This window comes from Capnocytophaga felis (assembly GCF_009684755.1).
GTDB lineage: Bacteria > Bacteroidota > Bacteroidia > Flavobacteriales > Flavobacteriaceae > Capnocytophaga > Capnocytophaga felis.
In genome coordinates, this window is record NZ_BLBC01000006.1 from 140,018 (window position 1) to 166,028 (window position 26,011).

Consider the following 26,011-nt stretch of genomic DNA (forward strand, 5'->3'; position numbering starts at 1 on the left):
GTCTAAACTACAGTAAGTTTAGCAAACTTCAATAAAATCTTTTTGATTCCGCCTACTTCAAAATTGATTTCGGCTTTCCTGTCATTGCCAGCTCCTTCCAATGATAATATTTTTCCACGTCCAAAACGTTCGTGTTCTACCAACATTCCTATTTCTAAGTGCGAGTTCGTATTTGGGTTTGTTGCTGATGAAGTTCCATTGATTGGTTTCAATTTTCGCAGTCTTTGCAGGGCTTCTCCTGTTGGTGCATTGGCTGTTGGAGGTGTTGAACTTATTGGCTTTTGTAAACGTAATTTGCTTTTATCTACTTCTCCAAAAATGTCTCTGTTAATCAATGGTTTGTAACGATAGTTTGGGTTGCTAACAGGAGGAGTTAAATATTGTACGTATTTTGAATCGATTTCATCAATGAAACGACTTGGCTCACTATCAACTATTTTGCCCCATCGGTAACGATTTTCAGCATACGTTAGGTAGGCTTGTTTTTCGGCTCTTGTTAAAGCAACATAAAAAAGCCGTCGTTCTTCCTCTAATTCCGAACGTGAATGCATACTCATTCCGGACGGAAATAAATCTTCTTCCATCCCAACAATGTAAACATAAGGGAATTCCAGCCCTTTGGCAAGATGAATTGTCATTAGAGCTACACGGTCATCGTCTTCAATTTCTTTATCCATATCGGTAGCCAAGGAAACATCTTCAAGGTATTCAGAAAGGCTGGCAGTGCTATCGGCAACGTCTTGCTGTCCTTCCACAAAATCCTTGATTCCGTTGAGCATTTCCTCGATATTTTCCATTTTAGCAATGCCTTCAGGAGTTCCATCTTTTTTAAATTCTTGTAATAGTCCGGTTTTTCGGGCTACTTGTTCAGCTATGTCGAAAGCGTTGGCTTGTTTGCTGAATTCCTGAAAGTTACGAATCATCACTACAAATTCCGTTAATCGCTGTTTGATGCCAGCACCGATGTTTAACCCTTCAATTCGATTAATGTTGTACATTACATCAAAGATGGATTTCTTATAATGATTTGCAGTCAGAGTCAGTTTTTCAATGGTTGAACTCCCAATTCCTCTTGCCGGAAAGTTGATAATTCGGATAAGAGCTTCTTCATCGTTTGGATTGATAATCAGGCGTAAGTAAGCCAACATATCTTTGATTTCTTTACGCTGATAGAACGATAAGCCACCGTAAATTCTGTAAGGAATATCTCGTTTTCGCAAAGCATCTTCAATAGCACGAGATTGAGAATTGGTTCGGTAAAGTACGGCAAATTGTCCATTCTGCATCTGGTGTAACATTTTATTTTCAAAAATGGAACTTGCTACGAATCGCCCTTCGTCCGAATCAGTTGCACTGCGGTGTATTTTTACAGGCTCTCCCAGTTCATTGGCTGTCCAAACTACTTTTTCTAAGCGAGTTTTATTGTGTTCGATGACAGAATTTGCAGCTTCTACGATATTTTTGGTAGAACGATAATTCTGTTCTAATCGATATACTTGAACATTTTGATAATCTCGCTGAAAATTCAGAATGTTATTGATATTTGCTCCTCGAAAGGCATAAATACTTTGTGCGTCATCGCCTACCACACAAATATTTTGGAAACGGTCAGCCAAAGCCTTTACAATCAAATATTGAGAATGATTCGTATCCTGATACTCATCTACTAAAATGTACCTAAAACGATTTTGATATTTAGCTAAGACTTCAGGATACATATTTAGCAATTCATTGGTTTTCAGTAGTAAATCGTCAAAATCCATTGCTCCGGCTTTAAAGCAACGTTCTACGTAATTTTGATAGATTTCTCCCATTCGTGGGCGTTTTGCCATTGCATCGGCTTCCATTAATTCAGGATTGTTAAAATATGCCCGAACAGTTATCAAACTATTTTTAAAGGACGAAATACGAGATTGAATTTGTTTGTATTTGTAAATATCCTTATCGAGTTCCATTTCGCGAATGATGGCACTTATCAAACGCTGGGAATCTTGTGTGTCGTAAATGGTAAAATTTTGCGGATAACCTAATTTATCAGCTTCAATACGTAAAATTTTTGCAAACACCGAGTGGAATGTTCCCATCCACAAGTTTTTAGCCTCACTATTTCCTACAATCTCTGCGATTCGTTTTTTCATCTCGTTGGCAGCTTTGTTGGTAAATGTAAGAGCTAAAATATTGAAAGCATCAACTCCCAAATGCATCAAGTTGGCTATGCGATAGGTTAGTACCCTCGTTTTTCCAGAACCTGCACCTGCAATAACCATTAAAGGGCCATCTTTTTGAAGTACAGGAGCTTTTTGAGCATCGTTGAGTAGTGATAAATATTGTTCCATAATCAATTTTTTGAAGAGGCAAAAATAGGAAAATAATTGAAAATTGACAATGAATTCAGAAGAGACAAACCGATATAAAAAATATTGCCGACTTAAATAAAGTCAGCAATATTCTCGTTTTTGATTATGAAAAAGTATGATTTACTAATTTATTGAAAATAACCGAGTGAAAAAATTTCTACGTCTTGTATCTTCACTTTTTTCTTCGTTAAAAATATCATCAGAGATTTCTTTAAGAGGCATAATTTCATCGTCAGGTTTTTCGTAATTAGCAACAATTTGCGTAATATTTGCGGTTGTATCTTCGCCTACGATATCCATTATATATTCAACATACGATTTTCCTTGCTTATCCAGAAATCCTTTGAAGTAACGATTACTTAAGTCTGTTCCACCAATCTTTTCCAGTTTTAGAAGCGTTTCATAAAGTGGCACAATGTGTTCATTAATAACATTTTCTGCCACAGCCCTCCTTCTTGCAGAAAAAGAGATAATCTCTCCTTCAGTATTTCTATTTACTTCAAAATCAGTGATAACCCAGTAGTATTTTCCTGATTTTGAAATGTTTTTAAGAATTACGTGAAAATTTCTTCCTGCTAGAATATTCTCCCAAAGAATCTTAAAAAGAATCTTAGGAGAGTCAGGATGCCGAATGATATTATGCGGCTGTCCTAGTACTTCTTCAATTGAATATCCACAAACATCTAAAAATGTTTGATTGACATCAATAATCGTCCCAAATTTGTCAGTAGTAGAAACAATGGTCTTTGTTTTGTCCCAAACAACTTCTTGATCAACGGGAACCGGCTTACAAATAGCTTGCTTTATCATATAGCATATTATATATTCGGGGCAAAAGTAATAAAAAAATGTGAAAAGAAAAATGTAAAATGTTAAATTTTTTCACATTTATAACTTTCCTGAATATGCAATTTGATGGTTTGTTGTTTTAATTTGTTGATTTATAGTGTTTTTATGTTTTATTTGTTAAAATAAAAAGTTAAAGAAATTATAATTTTAAAAAGTTTTAAAAACTGCTCTATAAATCGTTTTTTTGATTATAAAGCAGTTTTTAATACTTATATAGTTTCATTCAGATATGCTTTTAACATCCAGATGTTTTTCTCTTGGTCTGCTATTAGCTCACCAACCAAAGCGATAGTTCCTTCGTCGTTAGCTTCATCGGCTGTATTGAGCAAGTTACGTTCTAATTTAAGAAGTTCAGAAATGCTATCCATAATTAAGCGAACAGTTTCATCATCATTAAAAACATTATGCCCAACAGGTACTTTTGAATTTTTTACATATTCTTCGAATGTGTGGAAAGGAGTAAACCCTAATGTTAAAATACGCTCTGCTATTTCATCAACGTGAAGTTGAGCAGCGTTGTAAAGTTCTTCAAATTTTACGTGAAGCTCAAAGAAACGTTTTCCTTTGATGTTCCAATGTACGCCTCTCAAATTTTGATAGTAAGTTTGAAAGTTTGCCAAAAGAACGTTCAATTCACTTGCTACATTTTCTACTTTTGACTTTTCAAGTCCCAATGCATTATAACTCATAATGTTAATATTTTTTGATTTCGTAATGCAAAGGTAAGAAAATTAATTTGGCGTGGGTGAATTTCGGATTGATTTTTTTTATAGTGCTATTTATTTTTCCTAATGAATTGATTCTTATTGTTGTATGTGATTTATCTTTTGGTAGAATTCAGCAAGTATATAGCTAAAATTAAAAATATAACATTCGGGATAGCTACTGCCATTAGGGGAGATAACCCTGAAGTTTCAGCAAGAGTTCCGAAAATACGGTCAAAAAATACAAAAACAAACCCTATGACAATCCCAAAAGCTAAATTTATTCCCATTCCTCCTCGTCGTTTTACGGAAGAAACAGCCACGCCTATGATGGTTAAAATAAATGCAGTAACCATCAACCCCCAACGACGGTATTTTACTAAGAGATAGAGGTTTATGTTGGGAGAGCCTTTCATTTTCTCACGTTCGATGAATTTATTTAATTCAAAAATATTTTTACTTTCGGCGGCATATTCCACCGGCATTAAGTCATCAACCTCAAAGGTGAAAAGTGTATCCAATGTTTCTTTTCGTTCGATAATATCTTCATTTTTACCAATCGTTCGTTTTACATAATCGGTTAATCGATAGGTTTTTATGCTGTCATTTTCAATCCATTTGATGGATTGAGCCATTATTTTCTGCTTTAAATGGATTCCTTCAAAATGTTCAACAGAAAAATTATGTCCCATCTTTTCTTCATAATTAAAAGAACTGACATACAAATAATCATCTTCCGAAAACTGATTGTACAAATCGGTTACACTTGTTACAGATCTGCTTTGTAAGTATTTGTTGTAGAATTCATTATAAATTTTACTGGCTTCAGGAACAATAAACATTCCCATAAAAAACACAATAATCGAAATGACAGAAGCACCGATAAAGTAAGGACGTAAAAACCTTGTAAATGAAATACCTGAGCTTAAAATGGCAATGATTTCGGTGTTATTAGCCAACTTCGAGGTAAACCAAATGATGGATAAAAATAAAAAAATCGGGAACAAGATATTGGCAAAATATACTGTAAATGCGGCATAGTAGGTTAAAATCTCATTCAAAGGTGCCTTATTATTCTCGTTGAGCATTTTATCCACTTTTTCCGATAAATCTACCATTATACCAATCGGTATAAAGAGAAGCATCAGAAAAAAAAATGTTGTTAAGTAGCGTTTGAGTATGTACCAATCCAATATTTTCATTTGTATCCGTAGATTTTTAATCCGTCTTTATCTTTTTCGCAACAAAATTGTGCCAAATTGCTCATTATTATGAACTTTAATTTTTTTGATTTACAGTCGTTGCCCCATTTGTTTTACCATATTTTCTTTCCAAATAGGAAAATCGCCAGCCAAAATACGTCGCCGAGCCTCACGAACCAACCACAAATAGAATCCTAAATTGTGAATAGAGGCAATTTGCTTTCCTAAAAATTCATTAGCTGCGAATAAATGACGTAAGTAAGCCTTTGTGTAATAAGTATCTACATACGTATGTCCGTCAGGGTCAATGGGTGAAAAATCATTTTCCCATTTTTTATTTTTAATATTGATAATTCCTTGTGAGGTAAAAAGCATTCCGTTACGTGCATTTCGTGTAGGCATCACACAATCAAACATATCTACTCCTAAAGCAATGTTTTCCAGTATGTTAATAGGAGTTCCAACGCCCATCAAATAGCGTGGTTTGTCTTTTGGAAGGATATCGCAAACCAAATCTGTCATTTCGTACATATCTTCGGCGGGTTCACCTACAGAAAGTCCTCCGATGGCGTTTCCGTCGGCTCCTTTGGAAGCAATGTATTCAGCCGATTGCTGACGCAAATCTTTATAAACCGAGCCTTGTACAATCGGAAAAAGTGATTGTTGGTAGCCATATTTCGGTGGAACTTTTTCCAAATGTGAGATACAGCGGTCGAGCCACCGGTGCGTCATAAACATTGATTTTTTAGCATATTGATAATCACACGGATATGGAGTACATTCGTCAAAAGCCATTATGATATCCGCTCCGATGCTTCGTTGTGTTTCCATCACATTTTCAGGTGAAAAGAAGTGGTATGAGCCGTCGATATGGCTTTTAAATTTTACACCTTCTTCTTTAATTTTTCGCGTGTCAGAAAGCGAATATACTTGATAACCACCACTATCGGTAAGGATATTCCTATCCCAATTCATAAATTTGTGAAGTCCTCCTGCTTGTTCCAAAATATGCGTGGTGGGACGGAGATATAAATGGTAAGTATTTCCTAAAATAATATCAGGATTGATATCTTCTTTGAGTTCCCGCTGATGAACACCTTTAACCGATGCAACCGTCCCAACGGGCATAAATATCGGAGTTTCAATTACTCCGTGGTCTGTTGTGATTTTTCCGGCACGGGCTTTCGTATGTGGGTCTGTTTTTAATAGTTCAAATTGCATTTGTTTATAATATTGTAAGATATAAGTAGTTATGTGTTTGAAAAATTAATATTTAAAATTTCAATACATAATAAGGTATTAGCGAGCAAAAATACAAATAAAATTGAATAATTCTTTAAAAAAATAATTTCAGTATTGATTTTACACATTTTGAAACATTTAAAGATTGTTGTTTTTTCGGTTTTATTATAATTGTTTATGTAATTTATGATTTCTCGTTTTCGTGTTTGGTTTTTGGTTTCTTGAAGAAAATATTTTTTATCTTTGCGAACTCTAATAGAATCAGAAAATGAAATATTTACTACTTATAACTTTGGTGTGGATGATGATTTCTGCCCATTCATACAGCCAAACGTCTTCTCAAGAATTTAATATTCGGTATGAAACTTCCGTGAAGGGAGAAATGAAAATAATAGGAAATAATATAGTTAATAGACAAGACAGACGAAATAAAGCAAATGTTCCTTTTGATGACCGTTCTAACAAGGTGAAAATGAACGATGAATTTGATATGCAATATATTGATATTGATGATAATCCGGATACATTTTCTTCAAGTAGTGCAAATTTTTCTTTTGAAGGTAAAGAAAATGCAAAAGTGATTTACGCTGGACTTTATTGGACGGCAACCTATCCGTATGCTTTAGGTGTGCTTAAAGGGAAAAATTACAAAGCAAAACAATCAAATCGTGAAAATCCTGATAATGTGATGATTAAAACTCCATCAAATGAGGAATATTCTTTGGTAAAAGGAGAACTTATTTTTGATGGAATTGGTGATTCTTCATTAGAAGGAGTAGCTCCGTACGTTTACTATGCTGATGTATCTCAATTACTTACAAATTCTTCAATGGTTGAAGGAGAGTACACGGTGGCTAATGTGAGGGCTGCAAATGGTCATATTGCGGGAGGCGTTGCAGCTGGTTGGGCTTTGGTATTGGTTTATGAAAGTTTGGAAAGCAGTGAGAAAAAAATCATAACTTATGATGGTTTTTCAACTATCAATAACCAACCTAAAACATTTAATTTCAGAGGATTTTTAACGCCAAAGGAAAATGCTTTTCAAGCCAAAGTTATGGGAGCTGTATTAGAAGGGGATTTTAGTATATCGGGGGATAAAGTTATGATTTACAATCCGGTAACTGAAGTTTCTTTGGATTTGGAAACAGGAACTCGTTCTGCAAGAAATTTTTTCAATAGCGGAATAACGGAAAACGATACTTTTGTAATGAATAGAAATCCGGCAAGTAAAAATACATTAGGTTTCGATATTTTTAGCTTCGATATTCCTAATGAAAATCAGTTACTTATCCCAAACGGAACAAACTCACTGGGATTGACATTCACACGAAGTGCAGACCAATATTATCTATTCCTGACGGCATTACAAATAGAAAATATCCGCAAAGAAATAGATGTAAATCAATTTTCAGAAATAGGTTCAGAAAATTCTAATTTCAAATATTATGTAGTTGTGGGAGTGTATATAAATCGGCATAATATGCTGAAGCAAGTAGAAAAACTTAAAAAATTAGGATACGAAGCACATACAATTTATAATGAAGAACGAAATCTCAACTATATCTACATTGAAAAGTATGATACCTACAAAGAAGCTTCTTTAAAAGCAGAGGAACTTAAAGCAATAGCCAATATTCCGGATACTTGGGTACTGAAAATGGAAGATTTATCAGAATAAAATTATTATTGTATTTTTGCACCGCAATAATTATTGACAATGTTAGATAAAGAAACACAAAAAGCTGTGGAAAAAGGAGAAATGCTTCCGTTGATGGAGGCATTTTATACGATTCAAGGGGAGGGATACCATAAAGGGTCAGCTGCTTATTTCATTCGTGTAGGAGGTTGCGATGTAGGTTGCCATTGGTGCGATGTGAAAGAAAGTTGGGACGCTGAAAAACATCCTCCTACGCATATAGATGTAATTGTAAGTGAGGCTATTAAGTATTCTAAAACAATTGTAATTACCGGAGGAGAGCCCCTAATGTGGAATATGTTTCCCTTAACTCAAAAATTAAAAGAGAACGGAGTAAAAACACATATAGAAACGTCTGGTTCTCATACGCTTACAGGTGTTTGGGATTGGATTTGTTTATCGCCCAAAAAAATGAAATTACCAACTCCTGAAATTTTTAAAGAAGCTGATGAATTGAAGATAATTGTTTACAATAATCACGATTTCATTTTTGCCGAAGAAATGGCTTCAAAAGTGTCGGATAAATGTATTTTGTATTTGCAACCGGAGTGGAGCAGACGCGAAAAAGTGATTCCTGAGATTGTGGATTTTGTGATGAAAAATCCTAAATGGAAAGTTTCTCTTCAAACACATAAATATTTAAATATTCCTTAGTAATTAAGAGGTTATCCAAATTTTATTATTTTGATTAAATACCGTTGGAAAAATTTGTCAATTGTTAAATTTTAAGATTTTTTTTGATACTATTTTTAATAGTATTACTTTTACGGCCTTATTTTACACTAATATAAATTTAAGTTAATACATTTTATGGAAAAATTTGTACTCTATCTTCCATTAGTCCTTGCAATTTTTGGACTTATTTTTATGATTATCAAAGCTTTGTGGATTAATAAGCAAACCACAGGCAACGAAAAAATGCAGAGTATTTCTGAAAAAATTCAGGAAGGAGCTTTGGCTTTTTTGAATGCAGAATATCGTATTTTGGCTATTTTCGTGGTAATCGCCTCAGTGGCTCTTTTTATAGTTTCCCGAATGGTTGAAACCTCACATTGGCTTATTGTTGTGGCTTTTGTTTTTGGGGCTTTATTTTCGGCTTTGGCAGGAAACATCGGTATGCGAATTGCCACTAAATCAAATGTTCGCACTACAGAAGCAGCTCGTACCAGCCTTCCGAAAGCTTTGAAAGTTTCTTTCGGTGGAGGAACCGTAATGGGGTTGGGAGTTGCAGGCTTGGCTGTACTTGGGCTAAGTTTGTTTTTCATTATTTTTGTTAATGTTTTCTTACAAGGGAGCAAAAGTTTTTATGACGAAATGACTATCGTTTTGGAGGCTTTGGCAGGATTTTCACTTGGTGCTGAATCCATTGCACTTTTTGCTCGTGTTGGTGGGGGTATTTATACAAAGGCAGCTGACGTTGGTGCGGATTTGGTAGGAAAAGTAGAAGCCGGAATCCCTGAAGACGACCCTCGAAATCCGGCAACTATCGCTGATAATGTGGGAGATAACGTGGGAGACGTAGCAGGTATGGGAGCTGACCTTTTTGGGTCGTACGTGGCTACTGTGTTGGCTTCGATGGTGTTAGGAAATTATATCATCAAAGATATCACAGAAGCAACGGGCGTTGCTTATTCGGATAATTTTGACGGATTAGGACCTATTTTACTTCCGCTTGTAATTGCCGGAGTGGGGGTTATTGCTTCTATCGTGGGAACATTTTTTGTAAGCATCAAAAATAACGAGGCTAAAGAAAAGCAAGTACAACAGTCATTAAATATGGGTAACTATGTGGCTTTGGCTTTGACATTGATTTCTTGCTGGTTCTTAATTGATATGATGTTACCGGAAACTATCCAGATGAAGTTTTTTGGTGAAGGAGTGAAAAGCATTCCAAGTAGTAACGTTTTCTTTGCTACTGTGGTTGGTTTGGCTGTTGGTTTATTGATATCTGCTTTTACAGAATATTTTACAGCTTTGGGTAAAAAACCGGTTTTGAATATCGTTCAGAATTCATCAACCGGTGCCGCAACTAACATTATTGCAGGTTTGGCAACAGGGATGAAATCAACGTTCTCTTCTGTTTTGCTTTTTGCTGTGGCAATTTGGGGTTCTTATGAATTAGCTGGTTTCTACGGAGTTGCGATTGCTGCTTCGGCGATGATGGCTACTACGGCAATGCAGTTAGCTATTGATGCTTTCGGACCGATTGCAGACAATGCGGGAGGTATTGCCGAAATGAGCGAATTACCAAAGGAAGTGCGTCAACGCACCGATATTTTAGATTCGGTAGGGAATACAACAGCTGCGGTTGGTAAAGGATTTGCTATTGCATCAGCAGCACTTACAGCATTGGCTTTGTTCGCGGCATACGTAACTTTCACAGGTATTGACGGAATTAACATTTTCAAGGCTGACGTTTTAGCGGCTCTTTTCATCGGAGGTATGATTCCTGTTGTTTTCTCTGCTTTGGCTATGCAATCGGTAGGAAAGGCAGCGATGGATATGGTTCAAGAAGTTCGTCGTCAGTTCCGTGAAATCCCTGGTATTATGGAAGGTAAAGGCACTCCTGAATATGGAAAATGTGTTGATATTTCAACCAAAGCAGCACTTCGTGAGATGATGCTTCCCGGTGCGATTACTATTGTTACACCTATAATAATAGGCTTTGTGATGGGAGCAGAGGCTTTGGGTGCATATATGGCGGGCGTTGCCGTGTCAGGGGTTCTTTGGGCTATTTTCCAAAACAACGCAGGTGGAGCTTGGGATAATGCTAAAAAATCTTTTGAAGCCGGAGTTGAAATCAACGGACAAATGACTTACAAAGGGTCTGACGCTCATAAATCAGCTGTAACTGGTGATACTGTCGGAGATCCTTTCAAAGATACATCAGGACCTTCAATGAATATTTTAATTAAATTGACTTGTTTGGTAGGTTTGGTTATTGCTCCGATTTTAGGCGGACATACATCAGATGCAAATGATTCAGAATCAGCTAAAGTTGAAGTGAAAGATGAAAGTATGCAGTCTGTTCAAACAGAAAATATGGAAGATAATTCGGACAAGGAGTTGTTAGACGCTTACGGAAATTATAAATATGATGTAGGAGAAGTTTCTGCACTTAGCTTGCCGGATAATAACGGGCTTCAAGTAGGTTTGAATTCTTCTGAAAGAAAGATTGTGAATTTGTTGTTAGATGAAAATTTTGACATAGAAAGAGATGCAAAACAGAATTGGATTACTCTTGATAGAACTTATTTTAAATCAGGAAGTGATGAATTAACATCTGATTCTGAGGCACAATTGGTAAACATAGTTACAATTTTGAAAGCTTTTCCTAAAGCAGGGCTTCGAATTGGTGGATATACTGACAATTCGGGAGATGCTCAAAAAAATATTGAGTTATCAAGAAGACGTGCCGAGTCTGTAAAGTCAAAATTGGTAGCTTTGGGGGCAAATGAATCTCAATTAAGTGCAGAGGGTTACGGAGAAAGACATCCCGTTTGTCCGGAAAATGATACTCCTGAGTGTAGAGCAAAAAACAGGCGTGTTGATGTTCGTTTGTTCGCCAAATAACTAAAAAATTAAATAGAAATTAAAAAGTACAAAGTTGAAAATAAAAGAACTTTGTACTTTTTCTTTTTTTAAGAATATTAAAAAATCTTATTTGGAGAGTCATTATTTTGTAAAAAACGTATGATTTTTCGAGTAATAAAAAATTTTAAAAAAAGCGTGTGAATTTTATTTATTGTAAGGTATTGAAAATAAATATGATGAAAAAAAATGTAAAAAAAACACTAAAAAAACTTCAAATTTATTTGCACAAGAAAAAATAACATTCTATATTTGCACTCGCAAAACAGAAACAAAGACGTTCACAACAAATAAAGGAGAGGTGCCGGAGTGGTAACGGAGCAGATTGCTAATCTGTCATCGGGTAACCGATGCCTGGGTTCGAGTCCCAGTCTCTCCGCATCAAAATAAAAATTCTCGGGGCGTAGCGTAGTCCGGTCATCGCGCCTGGTTTGGGACCAGGAGGTCGCAGGTTCGAATCCTGCCGCCCCGACTCAAAAAAACAAAATATATTTCATAAATGTTTCAATGTTGCATTTAGGAATATATTTTTTTGGTTAAAGGGGTCACGTAGCTCAGCTGGATAGAGCATCTGCCTTCTAAGCAGACGGTCGCAGGTTCGAATCCTGCCGTGATCACGAAAATTTGTTTCATTTTGTATTAAAATTTATGTTCAGAGGCAATGCAGGGCGAAAGTCTTGCATTGCTTTTTTGTGTTTTCTCCTTATAAATCTTTATCTTTGCGAAGTATTCATAAAAACGCAAACCAATGAGAAATTATTTTTATCTTCTGTGCTTTGTTGTGGCAATGCTGGTAGGTTGCACAACTAACAAATCCCAAACCATACAAATGAAGGAAGGAATAAAAAACTATGCTTCCGTTGTAAAAAATGAAATAGAAAAAATTAAAAACAATCGGGAGAAGGCTGGGCAGATTGTTATGGAGAAGGGAATCTATCACTTCTATCCCGAAGGAAGCTATGAAAAAGAGCTTTATATCTCCAATCACGATCAAGATAATCCCAAAAAAGTGGCGTTCTACTTGGAAAATCTTCAAAATGTAACCATTGATGGTAACGGAAGCGAGCTAATCTTTCACGGAACAATGATTCCTTTTGTAGTAAAGAATTGCCAAAACATCGTCTTGAAGAATTTTTCAATAGACTTTGAGAATCCGCACCTCAGGCAGCTGGAAATTCTGGAAGTAGATAAAGAAAACAACATCACCATAGCAGAAATACACCCCAAACAAAATTACCGAATAGAAAACGATAAATTAATACTCTTCGGGGAAGATTACAAAATCAATCCGATAGTTGCAATGGCTTTCAGTAAAGATAGAAAACTTACCTATCAGCGTGGAGATGTTAATTTTACACCTCGAAAAGTAAGTGAGCTTCGTCCTGATGTGTTAAAAATAGAAGGCTGGCAACAAAATCCGTTTACCGAAGTAGGTGAGAGATTTGCCCTACGAACATATCATCGTCCCGCACCCGGAATAGTACTTGACTATTGCAAAAATACACGTATCGAAAACGTAAAAGTACATTACGCTTGGGGAATGGGATTATTGGCACAGCTTTCGGAAGATATAACGCTTGATAAGTTTTCTGTCTGCTTAAAAGAAAATGATTCCCGATACTTCACCACACAAGCCGATGCTACCCATTTTTCTGCCTGCAAAGGAATTATACGTTCCGAGAATGGTTTGTATGAAGGAATGGCAGATGATGCAATTAACGTACACGGAACGTATCTAAAAATCATTGAGCGGACAAGTGGAAACACAGTAAAGGCAAGTTATATGCATCCGCAGGCTTGGGGATTTTTGTGGGGAGAGGTAGGCGATGAGGTTCAATTCATTTCCTCAAATACGATGGACTTGGTTGATAACAAAATCTATAAGATAAAAAGCATTAAAGCTGTGGATAAACCTTCGGAATTTGGTGCTAAGGTCTTCGAGATAGTGTTTACGGAGGATATTCCTCAGGAAATTAACGAAAGCAATCCTTTCGGTATTGAAAACCTTACGTGGACACCTGAAGTCATCTTCAAAAACAATGTTGTCCGTAATAATCGTGCTCGCGGAGTTCTGTTCAGCACTCCCAGAAAGGTAGTTTGTGAAGATAATCTGTTTGACCATACGCACGGAACGGCTATTTTGCTTTGTGGAGACTGTAACGGATGGTATGAAACGGGGGCTTGCAAGGAAGTCATCATCAAAAATAATAAATTCATCAATGCTTTAACGGCAAACTATCAGTTTACAAACGCAGTCATTTCCATTTATCCCGAAATCCCTAATTTGAAAGACCAAAAACAGTATTTCCATTCGGGAATCGTGATTGAGAACAATGTTTTCGAGATGTTCGACGAACCTATTCTGTATGCCAAATCAGTGGATAATCTTATTTTCAAGAATAATAAAGTTGTCAAAAACAAAGATTTTAATCCTTTTCATTGGAACAACCATAAATTTTTCTTTGAACACGTTAAAAATGTAACTATCAAAGATAATTCTTTTGAAAAACCTCTTACGGAGGAAGATATTAAGATAAATCTTTCCAATAAAGAAGATGTAAATTGGAGTAAATAGATTTCTTCAGAGAAAGTAAATAGCTATCATATAAAAACTTTGTTATAAAATGTTTAAAGATACATTTATAACAAAGTTTTTTATTTGGAATATATTTTATTCTACTTGTATTTTGTATCTTTTTACTTGTATTTTTTCTCTTCCCTAAAGGGATTTGCTTCTTCTCTAAAGGGATTTGCTTCTTCTCTAAAGGGATTTGTTTCTTCCCTAAAGGGATTTGTTTCTTCCCTAATAGAATTTCATTTTCCCCACTTAGATTTTGTATCTTTCCACTTGGATTTTGTATTTTTCTACTTGGATTTTGTATTTTTCTACTTGGATTTTGTGTCTTTCTACTTGAATTTTGTCTATTTTTATATTGAATAGCTTCAATTTGATGATGATTTCTTTTGTGTAGTTTATGTGGAGCTTATTTTTAATCTTGTTGAATGTATCAATTAGCAGTTACAAACTAATTAACTTCTTTACAAAAGACTAAGCTATAATGATAAGTGTTTAGGATTGAAGAAATTGATTCATTGTTATCTATAAAAGTAAATTTTCAAGATAACTTTGCTTTTTGTAGATGTTTCCAAAAGGGAAAAACAAAAGGATTATTTAAAGGATTGCAAACATTGTTTGTGCTTTATTCTGTGTTTCTTCCCATTCCGCTTGTGAATTGGATTCTTTTAAGATGCCTCCGCCTACATATATGAAAATTTGATTGTTTTCAAGCTGCATACATCGTAAATTCACATAGAAATCGATTGATTTTTCATTGCCATTAACAACGCCGCAATATCCCGAATAATAGGAACGGTTGTAATGCTCATTTTCTATAATGAATTGCTTTGCTTCTTTATTGGGAAAGCCGCAAACGGCAGGGGTGGGGTGTAATTCATTGACGATTGTAAACGGATTCTCATTGCTTTTGAGTTTTGCTGTAATGTCCGTGCAAAGATGCACTACATTTCCTGCCCGAACGGTCTTTACCGTCGAAACATCAAGATTATCTACGTGTGTGGCAATCTTGCTAAGGATTACATCAGTTACGATTTGCTGTTCATCTTTCTCTTTTTCTTTCCAAATGTGGTCTCCTTGTTCTTTGTAAGGCTGTGTTCCTGCAAGAGCCATCGTATAAATATAATTTTTATGCACGTTTAAAAGCTTCTCGGGCGTTGCTGCAATCCAGATACCTATTTTTGGGTGTGAAAACAAATAACAAAAAGCCGAAGGATAATGATTTGTCATTTTTTCAAAGACTTCCACAGGATTTGCTTTGTGATTAAGAGTTATTTTTCGAGAGAGAACTACTTTTTCAAAAACTCCTTTTTGCATTTGCTCAATGGCTTTTTCTATCAATTGGATATGTTTTTCTTTTTCAATGTTGCAAATAGGAATTTCTTTCTTGGCAGGAAATCCGATATGATTGTTTTTTAAATCTTCCTGATATTTTTTGTCTGCTTTTATGATGACGGAAAGGTTTTTATCCTTTTCAAAAGGAGCTAACACAAAGCCACTAACAGAAAATGTGTCGTCAAAGCAATAAACCGTATCATCGAACTGTTCGAATACTTCGATAATGTTTGAGTCTGGCTTTCTGAAAGCAACAAAAGGCATTTCAGAATGATATATTTCATTGATTTTCTTAAAAATATTCATACCAAGATGTTTGTCAGTGATGAAAGAAAAGTTTTCTTTGTGTTTTTTGTGTTATTGTTTTACTTTTATGGTTGTAAACTTACAGAATGAAATCAGTTTATCATCTTGATTGGTAATTTTTATCTCCCAAAGCTGTAAAGTATTCCCTGCATTGATGCAGGTTGCTTTGGCAAAGATAATATCACCCACTTTTGCAGCTCTTACGTGGTTTCCGCTCAGCTCGATGCCTCGTATGCTTTCGCCTTCCTTTCGGTAAAGAATCCAAGCACCGATACTTCCGGCAGATTCTGCCAAAGCAAGCGTTGCCCCGCCGTGTAAAATACCGTCAATTTGAGTAACTTTTTCGGTAACGGGCATTTTTAGTATGATGTAATTCTCTCCCAACTCTACGAAATCCATTTCCCAGAATTTCATCATATTATCACCGGAGGTTTCATTCCATTTTTTTAGTAAGGTTTGCTTATTTGTGTTCATAGGATTGTTTTTGGAGCGTAAAGATAGAAATTTTTTTAAATCTTTTTCTATTCCGTAAAAATAAATTATATTTGCGTTAAAATCTGAATGAAATTATGAAAAAAATTTTATTTGTTTTGGCTTTAATTCTTGGTTGTAATTTACATTCGCAAGAATTAAATTGTATTGTTACGGTAAATACACAAAAAGTGAATGTTACCAATAAGTCTGTTTTTAAAACTCTTGAAAAATCATTACAAGAATTTATAAATAAAACACAGTGGACAAGCCAAAAAGTACGAGAAAATGAACGTATTCAATGTAGTTTTACATTTGTGATTAATAAATATGAAGGAAATCGGTTTGAGGCAAGCCTTTTGGTACAATCCTCACGTCCTGTTTTTAATACTTCGTATCAAACGTCTGTTGTAAACTTACAAGATAAAGAAGTTATGTTTAATTATCAGGAATATGAACCTCTTTCTTTTAATGAAAATTCGTTTCAGTCAAATTTAACTTCTGTTGTGGCTTATTATGTTTACTTGATTTTAGGTTTTGATGCCGATACTTTTTCTGAAATGGGAGGAAATCATTATTTTACAAAAGCTCAGAATGTTGTAATTTCAGCTCAGAGTAGTGGTTTTTCAGGTTGGACAGATGACGGAAATAACAATCGTTGGTTACTTGCCACCGAATTACTTTCTGAAAATTATCAGAAATATCACCAAGCATTCTATCAATATCACCGATTGGGTTTGGATACGATGACTGCCAATGAGAAACAAGGCAAAGAAGAAATTCAAAAAGCAATCTTGTTGCTTGAACAAATCCCAAGCCTTAGGCTGAATTCCTATGCGATGAATTTATTTTTTAACGCAAAAACAGATGAAATAGTATCTGTTTTTTCAGGTGGAAGCATTTTTAATACATCTGCATTGAAAGAAGCTCTTAGTAAAATAGCTCCTTGGCAAGCTACTAAATGGAATCAAATAAAATAACGAAGAAAAAAATTATAAATATTTATGCTTAAAGTACTTTCAATCAAAAATTTTGCATTAATCGACGATTTGCAGATTGATTTTCCGGAAGGTTTTATTATTATCACGGGAGAAACTGGAGCCGGAAAATCTATTTTATTAGATGCCCTTTCGTTAGTTCTTGGAAAGCGGGCAGATATGTCAGTTTTACGAAATGCAGAGGAAAAATGCATCATTGAAGTGGAATTTGATTTGCATAAATATGAATTTGAATCGCTTTTTGATGAATTGGGAATTGATTACGATGCAAATACAATTATCCGTAGGGAAATACTCCCAACGGGAAAATCACGTGCTTTCATTAATGATTCGCCCGTAACTTTGGATATTCTTACTAAATTAGGACAAGTGTTGGTGGATATTCACTCACAACATCAAACCATTTCATTAGGAGATTTAGGCTTTCAGTTTGAAATTATCGATACAATGGCAGGCAACAAGGATTTAAAGGAAGAATATAAATCCTTATGGTTGGCATTGAAGAAATCTCAAAAAAAACTGCAAGAGTTAATTGATTTCCAAAAGAATGCAAATAAAGAATATGATTATAATCTGCATTTATTAAAGGAATTGAAATCGGCTCCTTTGCAAAAAGGCATTCAAGAACAACTGGAAGAAACATACGAAGAAGCCTCAAATATAGAGGAGATAAAAGAACGCATTTCGGAGAGCTTACATTTGCTCAGTGATGAGAATATAGGAATAGTTAATCAACTTCGAGAGTTGAAACGCACTTTTTCAAGCCTAACCGACTACAAACAACAGTACAGAGACATATTTGAACGCATCGAATCGGCTTTTCTTGAATTGGAAGACTTGCAAAATGAAGTATTCGATATTGACGAAAACATAGAAAGCAATCCTGAAAAAATGGAGGAGGTTTCCCGTCAGTTAGATTTGATTTACAGCTTGCAAAAGAAACATAAAGTCTTGACAGTTGAGCAACTTATTGAAATTCAAGAGGATTTAGAGAAGTCGGTTTCACAAACCGAAAACATTGAAGAAAATATCGCACAGCAAACACAGACAGTGGAGAAAGAGAGGGAGAATACCTACCAAAAGGCACTCGAAATCCATAAAACACGTGAAGAGGTAATTCCCAAATTGGTAAAGCAACTTACCGAATTCATACACGAATTAGGAATGCCCAATGCACGTTTTTCTGTTGAGGTTACCTCAACCGAGACTTTTTTTAATAACGGAATTGATGAGCTTTCGTTTTTGTTTTCAGCCAATAAAGGAGGAAATTTCGGACAATTGAAAAAGGTTGCCTCAGGAGGAGAACTCTCGCGAATAATGCTTTCGGTAAAAGCCATTATGGCGGAACACACAGCACTCCCTACCATTATGTTTGATGAGATTGATACGGGAGTTTCGGGGGAAATTTCTCAAAAGATGGGCGACATTATGAAATCAATGAGTGCAAACCGCCAAGTCTTTGCCATTACTCACCTTCCTCAGATTGCAGCCAAAGGGGATTATCATTTCAAGGTTTTTAAAGAAGATATTAATGGCAAGACTACAACTATGTTGAAGGTTCTTTCTGATAATGAGCGTATTGTGGAAATATCGGAAATGCTTGGAGGTAAAAGTAGTAGCGAATCGGCACGTAATCACGCAGTTGAACTTTTAAGAAAAAGATGATAATTGTTAAAAAAATAGTCCCCATTTATGGGGGCTATTTTTTTTTATCCGTCAACTCGTCTGAAATTTCCTTTGGAATCAAATTCAAGCTCCAAGCCGTTGGAAAGCTTTACTTCTTGACTTCCGAACGAACCTTTTTCTATTTTTACAATTTTGGTATTCGAGAATTTTGTTTTGACGTATGACAGAATGTTTTTTGATATGAATTCGGTAGGGATTTGGGTGTAATTTCCGTCCACTTCTGTCCATTCGCCTCTTCCGTTGAATTCGATTTTTAATCCTTCGGCAAATCTCACTGTGTAATCATCTGACGAGAAATACTCTTTGTCAAGCACCACATAATCCAAAGTGTATTTTGAAAAATGCTTTTTGATGAAATTTTGTGCGTTTTGAGGCAACTCATTTTGTGTTATGACGTATTCTTGTGCATTGATTGTCATTCCGATAAGCAGAAATAACATTGTAGTTAATTTTTTCATATGTGATATAAATTTTAATTTGATGGTGCAAAATTATGGGCTAATTTAGGAAAGAAATGGGAAGGAGATTAAAATCTTATAATTTTTTCACTATAAAAATATGCATATTGTCTTCAAATTGATAATCTATTTTGAGATTCGGAGTGTTATCAACGATGGTTTTCACGATTGAAAGCCCTAATCCTGTTGATGTGCTATCTTGATCGGATTTGTAAAATCTATTGAAAATGAGAGATTTGTCAAGAGATTCCGAAGTGGAGGAAGTATTGCTGATACTAAAACCATTCTCGGAAAAATCAATGCGAATGGCACCACCATTTTTGTTGTATTTGATAGCGTTACGCAAAAGATTTGAAACCAAAATGTAAGCCAGATCAGGATTCATTATCGGTTTGAAGATTTTATTATCATTTAATTCTAACGAAATCTCCTTGAAATCAATCATATCCGAAAAATCATTAACGATATTTTTTGTTATTGCGTTGAGATTTATCTCTTCCCGAGGGCTGAACTGATTGTTTTCAATGCGGGAAAGCATCAGAAGAGACTTATTGATTTTCACTAATTTGAGCAATGTTTCACGTGTGTTGCTGAGTTCTATGAGTTTTTCTTCACTCAAAGTATCGTCTTCCAAAAGGATTTCTATTTTGTTGATGGCAATTGCCAAAGGTGTTTGTAATTCGTGTGAAGCATTTTCTATAAATTGTTTTTGTTGCTTGAACATCAGCTCATTTCGATGAATCATTTTTTGGATTTGGCTGTTCAAGAGTTTAAATTCCCTAACATTGGTCGATTCGCTCTTTGTGGTATTGTTTCCTTTTCCTAATTCGTAATTTCCTAATCTTTCGAGTATTTGATAGAAAGGTTTCCAAGTTTTTCTCAGAATGATATTGTTAATCGTAATGATGCTCGTAACCATTACTACATACAGAACGATAAGAGCTATGAAAAGATTTTGACCAAATTCGTCTTCCTCCACTATGGAAGTGCGTATTTCAAGTCGTTTTGGTTGTCCTTCCTTATCTCTGAAATAAGTTTCCAAAACACGATACGGCTCGGGTTCGTCCTCGTATTCCATATAAAAGGATTCCGTTCTGAAATAATTACCTTCTTTGTAGTCTTGCAGCTCGATGGGAATAATACGAAATTGATTGAAGTCAAATTCATTGATATCCATTATTTTATCGTTAAGATATGCTTCTCGGATAATTTGGATTTTTAGGTTTTTTAATCCGTCATCAATATTGTCATAAACTTCTTCTATCAAAAAGGTATAAAAAAGCGTTGCCCAAACAGCAATGATGATAAAAAGTGCTGAGGCAAGGTATTTTAGCGTGTAACTTTTTAACGAAATACTCATACTAATTTGTACCCAATTCCGTAAACTGCTTGAAAATCAATTTCTGCATTATGTTCTTTAAGTTTTTTTCGCAGATTTTTTATTTGTGAATAAATGAAATCCAAACTGTCGGCTTGGTCAATGCTGTCTCCCCAAACAGATTCAGCCAGAGATGTTTTTTGTAAGGTTTTTTCGGGACGAATCATAAAGTAATAAAGCAAATCGAATTCTTTGCGGTTTAAGGTCATTTCTTGCTGATTTACCAAAACTTTTCGGTCTTCAGGAAAAATTTTTACATTTTTAAACGAAATGAAATTCTCTCCATTTTGGTTTTTTCGTCGTATGGCTGATTTTACTCTTGAATGTAACTCTAATAGGTTGAATGGTTTAGCTAAATAATCATCTGCTCCTAAATCCAACCCCAGAACCTTATCTTCAACCGAATCTTTTGCCGAGATGATAATAACGGCATCTTTTTTATTCAGGCGTTTAATTTCTTTCAGAATTTCAATTCCACTTCCTTTAGGCAACATAATATCCAGCAAAATACAGTCGTAATCATATGCCCCGATTTTGTCAATTCCTGAGATGTAATCAGTTGCTGTTTCAACGATGTATTTTTCGTTTTTTAAAAATTGCTGTATTGTTTCCAATAAAGCGGGTTCGTCTTCAATAATCAAGATTTTCATACTTTGAAACATTCAAAAAGGCAAATTTATGAAATGATTTGGGAATAAAGTTGGAAATATTAGTTTTTATGTGTTATTGTTTTCAAATATTTTTTGAAAAATGAATTTACCTTGGAAAATTATTTCATAATTTTGTGGAGATTTGAAATTATTGAATAAAAAGTTTTTCCGATGAAAATAAAAATGGTTACTTTATTGGTATTGTTTATCGTCTCTTGCGGAATAAAAACTAAGGAAGAGAAAATAAAACCCCCTAATGTGGTTTTAATCATTGCGGATGACCTTGGTTACGGTGATTTGAGTTGTTACGGAGCTACCACAATTCAAACACCTCAGGTAGATAAATTGGCTAATAGCGGGATTTTGTTCACAAACGCCCACACAACAGCAGCTACTTGCACGCCTTCACGTTATTCGTTATTTACAGGCGAATATAATTGGAGAAGAAAAGACACGGGAATCGCTGATGGTGATGCAGGAATGGTCATTCGTCCTGAGCAAGTTACTATTGCAGATGTGTTTAAGTCAGCAGGTTATACAACGGGAGCTATCGGAAAATGGCATTTGGGCTTGGGAAATGAACGAGGTTCTCAAAATTGGAACGGATTCATCACGCCTGGTCCGTCAGATATAGGTTTTGATTATTCCTATTTGATGGCAGCTACTGGTGACCGAGTTCCGTGTGTGTGGGTTGAAAATCAAAGAGTTTCCAATTATGATGCTACCGCACCTATTGAAGTCAGTTACCAACAGCCTTTTGAAGGAGAACCGTTGGGAGAAACACATCCCGATTTGTTAACCAAACTTAAACCTTCAATAAATCACGGTCATAATCAGGCTATTGTGAATGGGATTTCACGAATAGGATATATGAAAGGGGGAGGAAAGGCACTTTGGGAAGATGAAAACATAGCCGATTCCATAGCTCAAAAAGCAGTAAACTTTATCGAAAAAAACGCTAATAAACCTTTCTTTTTGTACGTAGGAACTAATGACATTCACGTGCCGAGGTATCCGCACACCCGTTTCGCCGGAAAAAGTGGAATGGGATATCGGGGAGATGCCATTTTGCAGTTTGACTGGACAGTTGGGCAGATCGTTGAAACTCTCAAAAAGAATGGATTGTTGGAAAATACACTCGTCATTGTGAGTAGCGATAATGGTCCTGTAATTGATGATGGTTATCAAGACCAAGCCGAAGAACTTTTAGGGAATCATAATCCTTGGGGAGAATTTCATCACAGAGGAGGGAAGTATAGCAATTTTGAAGCAGGAACGCGTGTTCCGTTCATAGTAAGTTTGCCACAGAAAGTGAAAGCGGGCACATCTGACGCCTTATTTTCTCAGGTGGATTTGTTTGCGACATTGACGGCTCTTTTGAATGGAAACATTCCCGAAGGAGCAGCGAAAGATAGTCAAAATCAATTGGAAACCTTATTGGGAAAAGACTTTAAAGGAAGAGATTACATTATTACATCGGCAGGGGCATTGTCTGTGAATAATGCAGTGTGGAAATACATAGAACCAAGCGACCGCAGAGCTTACCAAGAGTTGACACGTACGTATCTTGGAAATTCAAAACAAGAGCAACTGTATCATATTCAGAAAGATAAATCCGAAAGCCATAATGTTGCTGACCAATATCCTGAAAAAGTAAAAGAGATGAAGAAAATTCTTGCAAGAGAAAAACAAAAAGGATATTTGAAATAAGGAATAAAGAAAATAAGTAATAAAAAAATCCTAAGCTTTGCTTAGGATTTTTTTAACGCACTAACACTACTAAGATTATAGGTCTATCGTAATCTATCTGCTGATTTTACAAGGTTTTCGTCCCGTCGGATAGCCTGATTGGCTAAAAATAAAAAAACGATAGAAAGAACGGGTAAGAAAATCCCAACACCCTTCTCAGAAATTAAACTTTCTCCGGATGAAGTTAGCACTCGATATACAAATATTCCTAGTAAAGTAAGATTTATAAGAATATTCAGCCTGTTGAGAACAAACTGAGTCTGTCTTGTCTTGAATTTGAAAATGCCATAAATTGCTAAAACTGCTGATATTGCAAATAAAATACCACTTGCAATGTCATTTCTGTACGCGAATACAACTGTGCCGGCTTGTGTGTATAACGAAAATATCAGAGGAAAAACTCCACTAACAACTGCCACAATTAACATATAAACGCTTTGTATTCTCTGAATCATAGCTTAAATTTTCACCGTGCAAACCTACGGAAAATTTAACATATCTACCAAATTTAAAGTGAATTTTTTTTCTGAGTTCAATAAAATTTTATTGAGTTATGCAGAAGTAGGATTTATAAAAAAAAATCGTAAATTTGCCTCCAAGTACATTATTAAAAATACTTAAAAAGAATCATTTAATGGAAGTAAGTAAACGATACGCACAACGTGGTGTTTCGGCATCAAAAGGAGATGTGCATAATGCAATAAAAAATATTGATAAAGGGCTTTTTCCAAAAGCTTTCTGCAAGATAGTTCCGGATTATTTAACAAATGATGAGCAATATTGTTTGGTTATGCACGCCGATGGAGCAGGAACAAAATCTTCTTTGGCATATATGTATTGGAAGGAAACAGGTGATTTGTCTGTTTGGAAAGGTATTGCACAAGATGCGTTGATTATGAACATTGATGATTTGCTTTGTGTAGGAGCGGTTGATGATATTATGCTTTCTTCAACCATTGGGCGAAACAAAAATGTAATTCCTGCTGAGGTAATCTCAGCAATTATCAACGGAACGGAGGAGCTTATTTCCGAATTGAAAGAATTTGGCGTCAATATCCATTCAACAGGAGGAGAAACTGCCGATGTGGGTGATTTGGTTCGTACTGTGATTGTTGATTCTACCGTAGTGGCACGAATGAAAAGAAGCCAAGTTATTGATAATTCAAATATAAAAGAAGGAGATGTAATTGTAGGGTTGGCTTCTTTTGGTCAGGCAAAATACGAGAAAGCGTACAATGGAGGAATGGGAAGTAACGGATTAACTTCGGCACGGCACGATGTTTTTGCTAAGTGTTTGGCTGAGAAATATCCGGAAAGTTTTGATGCTTCCGTACCTGAAGAATTGGTCTATTCCGGAACAAAAAAACTAACCGATTTGGTGGAAAACAGTCCGTTGGATGCCGGAAAATTGGTACTCTCGCCAACACGAACTTATGCTCCGATAATCAAAAAAATTCTTGAGAAATATAACACGACACAAATTCACGGAATGGTGCATTGTAGTGGCGGAGCTCAAACAAAAATATTGCATTTTGTTGATAATTTGCATATTATAAAAGATAATTTGTTTGAAATTCCTCCTCTTTTCAGGTTAATTCAACAAGAATCCGCAACTGATTGGAAGGAAATGTATCAGGTTTTCAATTGCGGACATCGTATGGAACTTTATGTGCCTCAGGAAATTGCAAATGACATTATTTCCATTTCAGAAAGTTTTGGCGTGGCAGCAAAAATTATAGGTCGGGTTGAGAAATCTGAGGCTAAAAAACTGACAATCAACAGTGAATACGGAGTTTTTGAATATTAATGTAAGAAACGGATGATTACAAGTCATCCGTTTTTATTTGCTTTAAGTTGCCGAATTTTTCATAATCCCGTTCTTTTTGGTAGCTTCAGAAACGATTAGCTTTGAGGCTCTTCGGGTTTATTATTCTTCTTTTCGGAAGTATTGGGCTTTACCGACTTTACCAATTCATTGATTTCGTTGTAGAGAGGTTTCCACTCGGGGCTTTTCTGCATTACTTTTATGAAAGTAAAATACGCACGTAAATACTCTTCCAATTCGGTTCGTACTTTCGATGCCGAAGGAATATTACGAAGTTCGGAATTACTGGCTATTTGTTCGGCGTAAACAACATCAAAATCATCTTGAGCTTGTTTTAACAGTTCCAAAACAGTCTTTACGCCCAAATCTTCCAATAATAACAGGTTTTCCGACAGATTCATTTCTTCAAGGAATTTTCGTAGCTGAGCGGTTTGTTCAACATATTTTAATTTTGAAAGTCCGGTTCCGTATTTTTTAAATACGGCGTAAATGGTTTTGGCTTTGGCATTGTAGGGGAGGGGTTCCAAACCTGCATATCCTTTTATGTAATCGCGTAAGCCGTTGTAAAGTTTGTCGCGATGTCTGTCCGCTTCGGCTACTGATTTGCCTTTTCCGCTGAAAGTTGATTTCGTATAGACAAGCCTGTACACTTTAAAAATTTCTTCCACTTGTTTCAAAAGCTCATTACTTTCTATAAATGTGTACTTCCCGCTTTTGGAAATAGAAATTGTCGTTTCGGTTAATGTAGCCAACTCTTTAGTATTAAGTTTTGATAAAGTGATTTTCATAATAATACGGTTTAAATTTACAAAAAGGTATTTTACTGCGACTAAGGTACTTAAAATTATTAAAAAGACAATATTTTTTCTTAATAATTTTTTTAAAAATGAATAAAATACATTTTTTTGTAGGAAAAATAAAACTAAACTGCGAAAGTAA

Annotated in this window: 20 protein-coding genes and 3 tRNA genes; 11 read left to right on the forward strand and 12 right to left on the reverse strand. The window is 35.3% G+C overall.

What is annotated here, in order from left to right:
* Positions 1–2: 2 nt before the first annotated feature.
* The 5 genes from GN105_RS05695 to tgt form a co-directional block, all read right to left on the reverse strand.
* Complete coding sequence (locus GN105_RS05695; RefSeq protein ID WP_155284469.1) at positions 3–2,336, reverse strand: ATP-dependent helicase; 2,334 nt, start codon at positions 2,334–2,336, stop codon at positions 3–5.
* A 144-nt stretch (positions 2,337–2,480) separates the two neighbouring features.
* Positions 2,481–3,167, reverse strand: a complete 687-nt coding sequence (locus GN105_RS05700) for a PAS domain-containing protein (protein WP_155284470.1) — start codon at positions 3,165–3,167, stop codon at positions 2,481–2,483.
* Positions 3,168–3,415: 248 nt separating this feature from the next.
* Positions 3,416–3,895, reverse strand: a complete 480-nt coding sequence (locus tag GN105_RS05705) for a Dps family protein (RefSeq protein WP_155284471.1) — start codon at positions 3,893–3,895, stop codon at positions 3,416–3,418.
* A 131-nt stretch (positions 3,896–4,026) separates the two neighbouring features.
* Positions 4,027–5,112, reverse strand: a complete 1,086-nt coding sequence (locus tag GN105_RS05710; RefSeq protein ID WP_155284472.1) for an LptF/LptG family permease — start codon at positions 5,110–5,112, stop codon at positions 4,027–4,029.
* Between the two features lie 90 nt (positions 5,113–5,202).
* The gene (gene tgt / locus GN105_RS05715; protein WP_155284473.1) at positions 5,203–6,333 is read right to left on the reverse strand and encodes a tRNA guanosine(34) transglycosylase Tgt; all 1,131 of its coding nucleotides are present in this window, start codon (positions 6,331–6,333) and stop codon (positions 5,203–5,205) included.
* Positions 6,334–6,622: 289 nt separating this feature from the next.
* Here tgt and GN105_RS05720 point away from each other — a divergent pair, with 289 nt between their 5' ends.
* The 7 genes from GN105_RS05720 (at position 6,623) to GN105_RS05750 (ending at position 14,216) form a co-directional block, all read left to right on the forward strand.
* Positions 6,623–8,032 (forward strand): SPOR domain-containing protein, encoded by a 1,410-nt coding sequence (locus GN105_RS05720; protein WP_155284474.1) that lies wholly within the window; start codon positions 6,623–6,625, stop codon positions 8,030–8,032.
* Positions 8,033–8,071: 39 nt separating this feature from the next.
* Positions 8,072–8,704, forward strand: coding sequence for a 7-carboxy-7-deazaguanine synthase QueE (locus GN105_RS05725; protein WP_155284475.1), 633 nt, complete (start codon positions 8,072–8,074; stop codon positions 8,702–8,704).
* Between the two features lie 156 nt (positions 8,705–8,860).
* Positions 8,861–11,623 (forward strand): sodium-translocating pyrophosphatase, encoded by a 2,763-nt coding sequence (locus GN105_RS05730; protein WP_155284476.1) that lies wholly within the window; start codon positions 8,861–8,863, stop codon positions 11,621–11,623.
* A gap of 313 nt (positions 11,624–11,936) precedes the next feature.
* A tRNA-Ser gene (locus GN105_RS05735) sits at positions 11,937–12,020 on the forward strand.
* 18 nt (positions 12,021–12,038) lie between these two features.
* Positions 12,039–12,113: transfer RNA gene (locus tag GN105_RS05740), tRNA-Pro, on the forward strand.
* A 71-nt stretch (positions 12,114–12,184) separates the two neighbouring features.
* Positions 12,185–12,258: transfer RNA gene (locus GN105_RS05745), tRNA-Arg, on the forward strand.
* A gap of 131 nt (positions 12,259–12,389) precedes the next feature.
* Positions 12,390–14,216 (forward strand): alpha-1,3-galactosidase-related protein, encoded by a 1,827-nt coding sequence (locus tag GN105_RS05750; protein WP_155284477.1) that lies wholly within the window; start codon positions 12,390–12,392, stop codon positions 14,214–14,216.
* A gap of 597 nt (positions 14,217–14,813) precedes the next feature.
* Here the strand turns inward: GN105_RS05750 and GN105_RS05755 are convergent.
* A complete protein-coding gene (locus GN105_RS05755; protein ID WP_155284478.1) occupies positions 14,814–15,857 on the reverse strand; it encodes an isochorismate synthase in 1,044 nt (347 codons plus the stop codon).
* A gap of 51 nt (positions 15,858–15,908) precedes the next feature.
* On the reverse strand, positions 15,909–16,331 hold the full coding sequence (locus GN105_RS05760) for a PaaI family thioesterase (protein WP_155284479.1): 423 nt from the start codon (positions 16,329–16,331) through the stop codon (positions 15,909–15,911).
* Positions 16,332–16,426: 95 nt separating this feature from the next.
* On the opposite strand from GN105_RS05760, the gene porD reads away from it, so the two are divergent.
* Both porD and recN read left to right on the forward strand, forming a co-directional pair.
* Positions 16,427–17,308 (forward strand): type IX secretion system protein PorD, encoded by an 882-nt coding sequence (porD, locus tag GN105_RS05765; protein WP_155284480.1) that lies wholly within the window; start codon positions 16,427–16,429, stop codon positions 17,306–17,308.
* A 24-nt stretch (positions 17,309–17,332) separates the two neighbouring features.
* Positions 17,333–18,991: a DNA repair protein RecN gene (gene recN / locus GN105_RS05770; RefSeq protein WP_155284481.1), complete on the forward strand. Its 1,659-nt coding sequence runs from the start codon at positions 17,333–17,335 to the stop codon at positions 18,989–18,991.
* Between the two features lie 44 nt (positions 18,992–19,035).
* Here the strand turns inward: recN and GN105_RS05775 are convergent, their stop codons facing one another.
* The 3 genes from GN105_RS05775 to GN105_RS05785 all read right to left on the reverse strand — a co-directional run bounded on the left by GN105_RS05775 (position 19,036) and on the right by GN105_RS05785 (position 21,498).
* Positions 19,036–19,470, reverse strand: a complete 435-nt coding sequence (locus GN105_RS05775; protein WP_155284482.1) for a PepSY-like domain-containing protein — start codon at positions 19,468–19,470, stop codon at positions 19,036–19,038.
* A gap of 76 nt (positions 19,471–19,546) precedes the next feature.
* Positions 19,547–20,830 (reverse strand): sensor histidine kinase, encoded by a 1,284-nt coding sequence (locus GN105_RS05780; RefSeq protein WP_155284483.1) that lies wholly within the window; start codon positions 20,828–20,830, stop codon positions 19,547–19,549.
* Positions 20,827–21,498 carry a response regulator transcription factor gene (locus GN105_RS05785; protein ID WP_155284484.1) on the reverse strand — a complete coding sequence of 224 codons (672 nt, stop codon included), beginning with the start codon at positions 21,496–21,498 and terminating at the stop codon, positions 20,827–20,829. Before GN105_RS05785 ends, GN105_RS05780 begins: the two co-directional genes overlap by 4 nt.
* A 171-nt stretch (positions 21,499–21,669) precedes the next feature.
* On the opposite strand from GN105_RS05785, the gene GN105_RS05790 reads away from it, so the two are divergent.
* Positions 21,670–23,208 (forward strand): sulfatase family protein, encoded by a 1,539-nt coding sequence (locus GN105_RS05790; RefSeq protein WP_155284485.1) that lies wholly within the window; start codon positions 21,670–21,672, stop codon positions 23,206–23,208.
* Between the two features lie 83 nt (positions 23,209–23,291).
* Here GN105_RS05790 and GN105_RS05795 read toward each other — a convergent pair whose 3' ends face one another.
* The gene (locus tag GN105_RS05795) at positions 23,292–23,702 is read right to left on the reverse strand and encodes a DUF4293 domain-containing protein (RefSeq protein WP_155284486.1); all 411 of its coding nucleotides are present in this window, start codon (positions 23,700–23,702) and stop codon (positions 23,292–23,294) included.
* Between the two features lie 179 nt (positions 23,703–23,881).
* Here GN105_RS05795 and GN105_RS05800 point away from each other — a divergent pair, with 179 nt between their 5' ends.
* Positions 23,882–25,054: an AIR synthase related protein gene (locus GN105_RS05800; protein ID WP_155284487.1), complete on the forward strand. Its 1,173-nt coding sequence runs from the start codon at positions 23,882–23,884 to the stop codon at positions 25,052–25,054.
* A 95-nt stretch (positions 25,055–25,149) separates the two neighbouring features.
* On the opposite strand, the gene GN105_RS05805 is transcribed toward GN105_RS05800, so the two are convergent.
* Positions 25,150–25,860: a DUF6261 family protein gene (locus GN105_RS05805; RefSeq protein WP_155284488.1), complete on the reverse strand. Its 711-nt coding sequence runs from the start codon at positions 25,858–25,860 to the stop codon at positions 25,150–25,152.
* Positions 25,861–26,011: the final 151 nt, after the last annotated feature.

Coding starts and splice junctions, on each gene's coding strand:
- GN105_RS05700 (WP_155284470.1), bottom strand. CDS start 3,167: ATGATAAAGCAAGCTATTTGTAAGCCGGTTCCCGTTGATCAAGAAGTT.
- GN105_RS05750 (WP_155284477.1), top strand. CDS start 12,390: ATGAGAAATTATTTTTATCTTCTGTGCTTTGTTGTGGCAATGCTGGTA.
- recN (WP_155284481.1), top strand. CDS start 17,333: ATGCTTAAAGTACTTTCAATCAAAAATTTTGCATTAATCGACGATTTG.
- GN105_RS05720 (WP_155284474.1), top strand. CDS start 6,623: ATGAAATATTTACTACTTATAACTTTGGTGTGGATGATGATTTCTGCC.
- GN105_RS05785 (WP_155284484.1), bottom strand. CDS start 21,498: ATGAAAATCTTGATTATTGAAGACGAACCCGCTTTATTGGAAACAATA.
- porD (WP_155284480.1), top strand. CDS start 16,427: ATGAAAAAAATTTTATTTGTTTTGGCTTTAATTCTTGGTTGTAATTTA.
- GN105_RS05780 (WP_155284483.1), bottom strand. CDS start 20,830: ATGAGTATTTCGTTAAAAAGTTACACGCTAAAATACCTTGCCTCAGCA.
- GN105_RS05790 (WP_155284485.1), top strand. CDS start 21,670: ATGAAAATAAAAATGGTTACTTTATTGGTATTGTTTATCGTCTCTTGC.
- tgt (WP_155284473.1), bottom strand. CDS start 6,333: ATGCAATTTGAACTATTAAAAACAGACCCACATACGAAAGCCCGTGCC.
- GN105_RS05795 (WP_155284486.1), bottom strand. CDS start 23,702: ATGATTCAGAGAATACAAAGCGTTTATATGTTAATTGTGGCAGTTGTT.
- GN105_RS05730 (WP_155284476.1), top strand. CDS start 8,861: ATGGAAAAATTTGTACTCTATCTTCCATTAGTCCTTGCAATTTTTGGA.
- GN105_RS05800 (WP_155284487.1), top strand. CDS start 23,882: ATGGAAGTAAGTAAACGATACGCACAACGTGGTGTTTCGGCATCAAAA.
- GN105_RS05705 (WP_155284471.1), bottom strand. CDS start 3,895: ATGAGTTATAATGCATTGGGACTTGAAAAGTCAAAAGTAGAAAATGTA.
- GN105_RS05775 (WP_155284482.1), bottom strand. CDS start 19,470: ATGAAAAAATTAACTACAATGTTATTTCTGCTTATCGGAATGACAATC.
- GN105_RS05760 (WP_155284479.1), bottom strand. CDS start 16,331: ATGAACACAAATAAGCAAACCTTACTAAAAAAATGGAATGAAACCTCC.
- GN105_RS05725 (WP_155284475.1), top strand. CDS start 8,072: ATGTTAGATAAAGAAACACAAAAAGCTGTGGAAAAAGGAGAAATGCTT.
- GN105_RS05755 (WP_155284478.1), bottom strand. CDS start 15,857: ATGAATATTTTTAAGAAAATCAATGAAATATATCATTCTGAAATGCCT.
- GN105_RS05695 (WP_155284469.1), bottom strand. CDS start 2,336: ATGGAACAATATTTATCACTACTCAACGATGCTCAAAAAGCTCCTGTA.
- GN105_RS05710 (WP_155284472.1), bottom strand. CDS start 5,112: ATGAAAATATTGGATTGGTACATACTCAAACGCTACTTAACAACATTT.
- GN105_RS05805 (WP_155284488.1), bottom strand. CDS start 25,860: ATGAAAATCACTTTATCAAAACTTAATACTAAAGAGTTGGCTACATTA.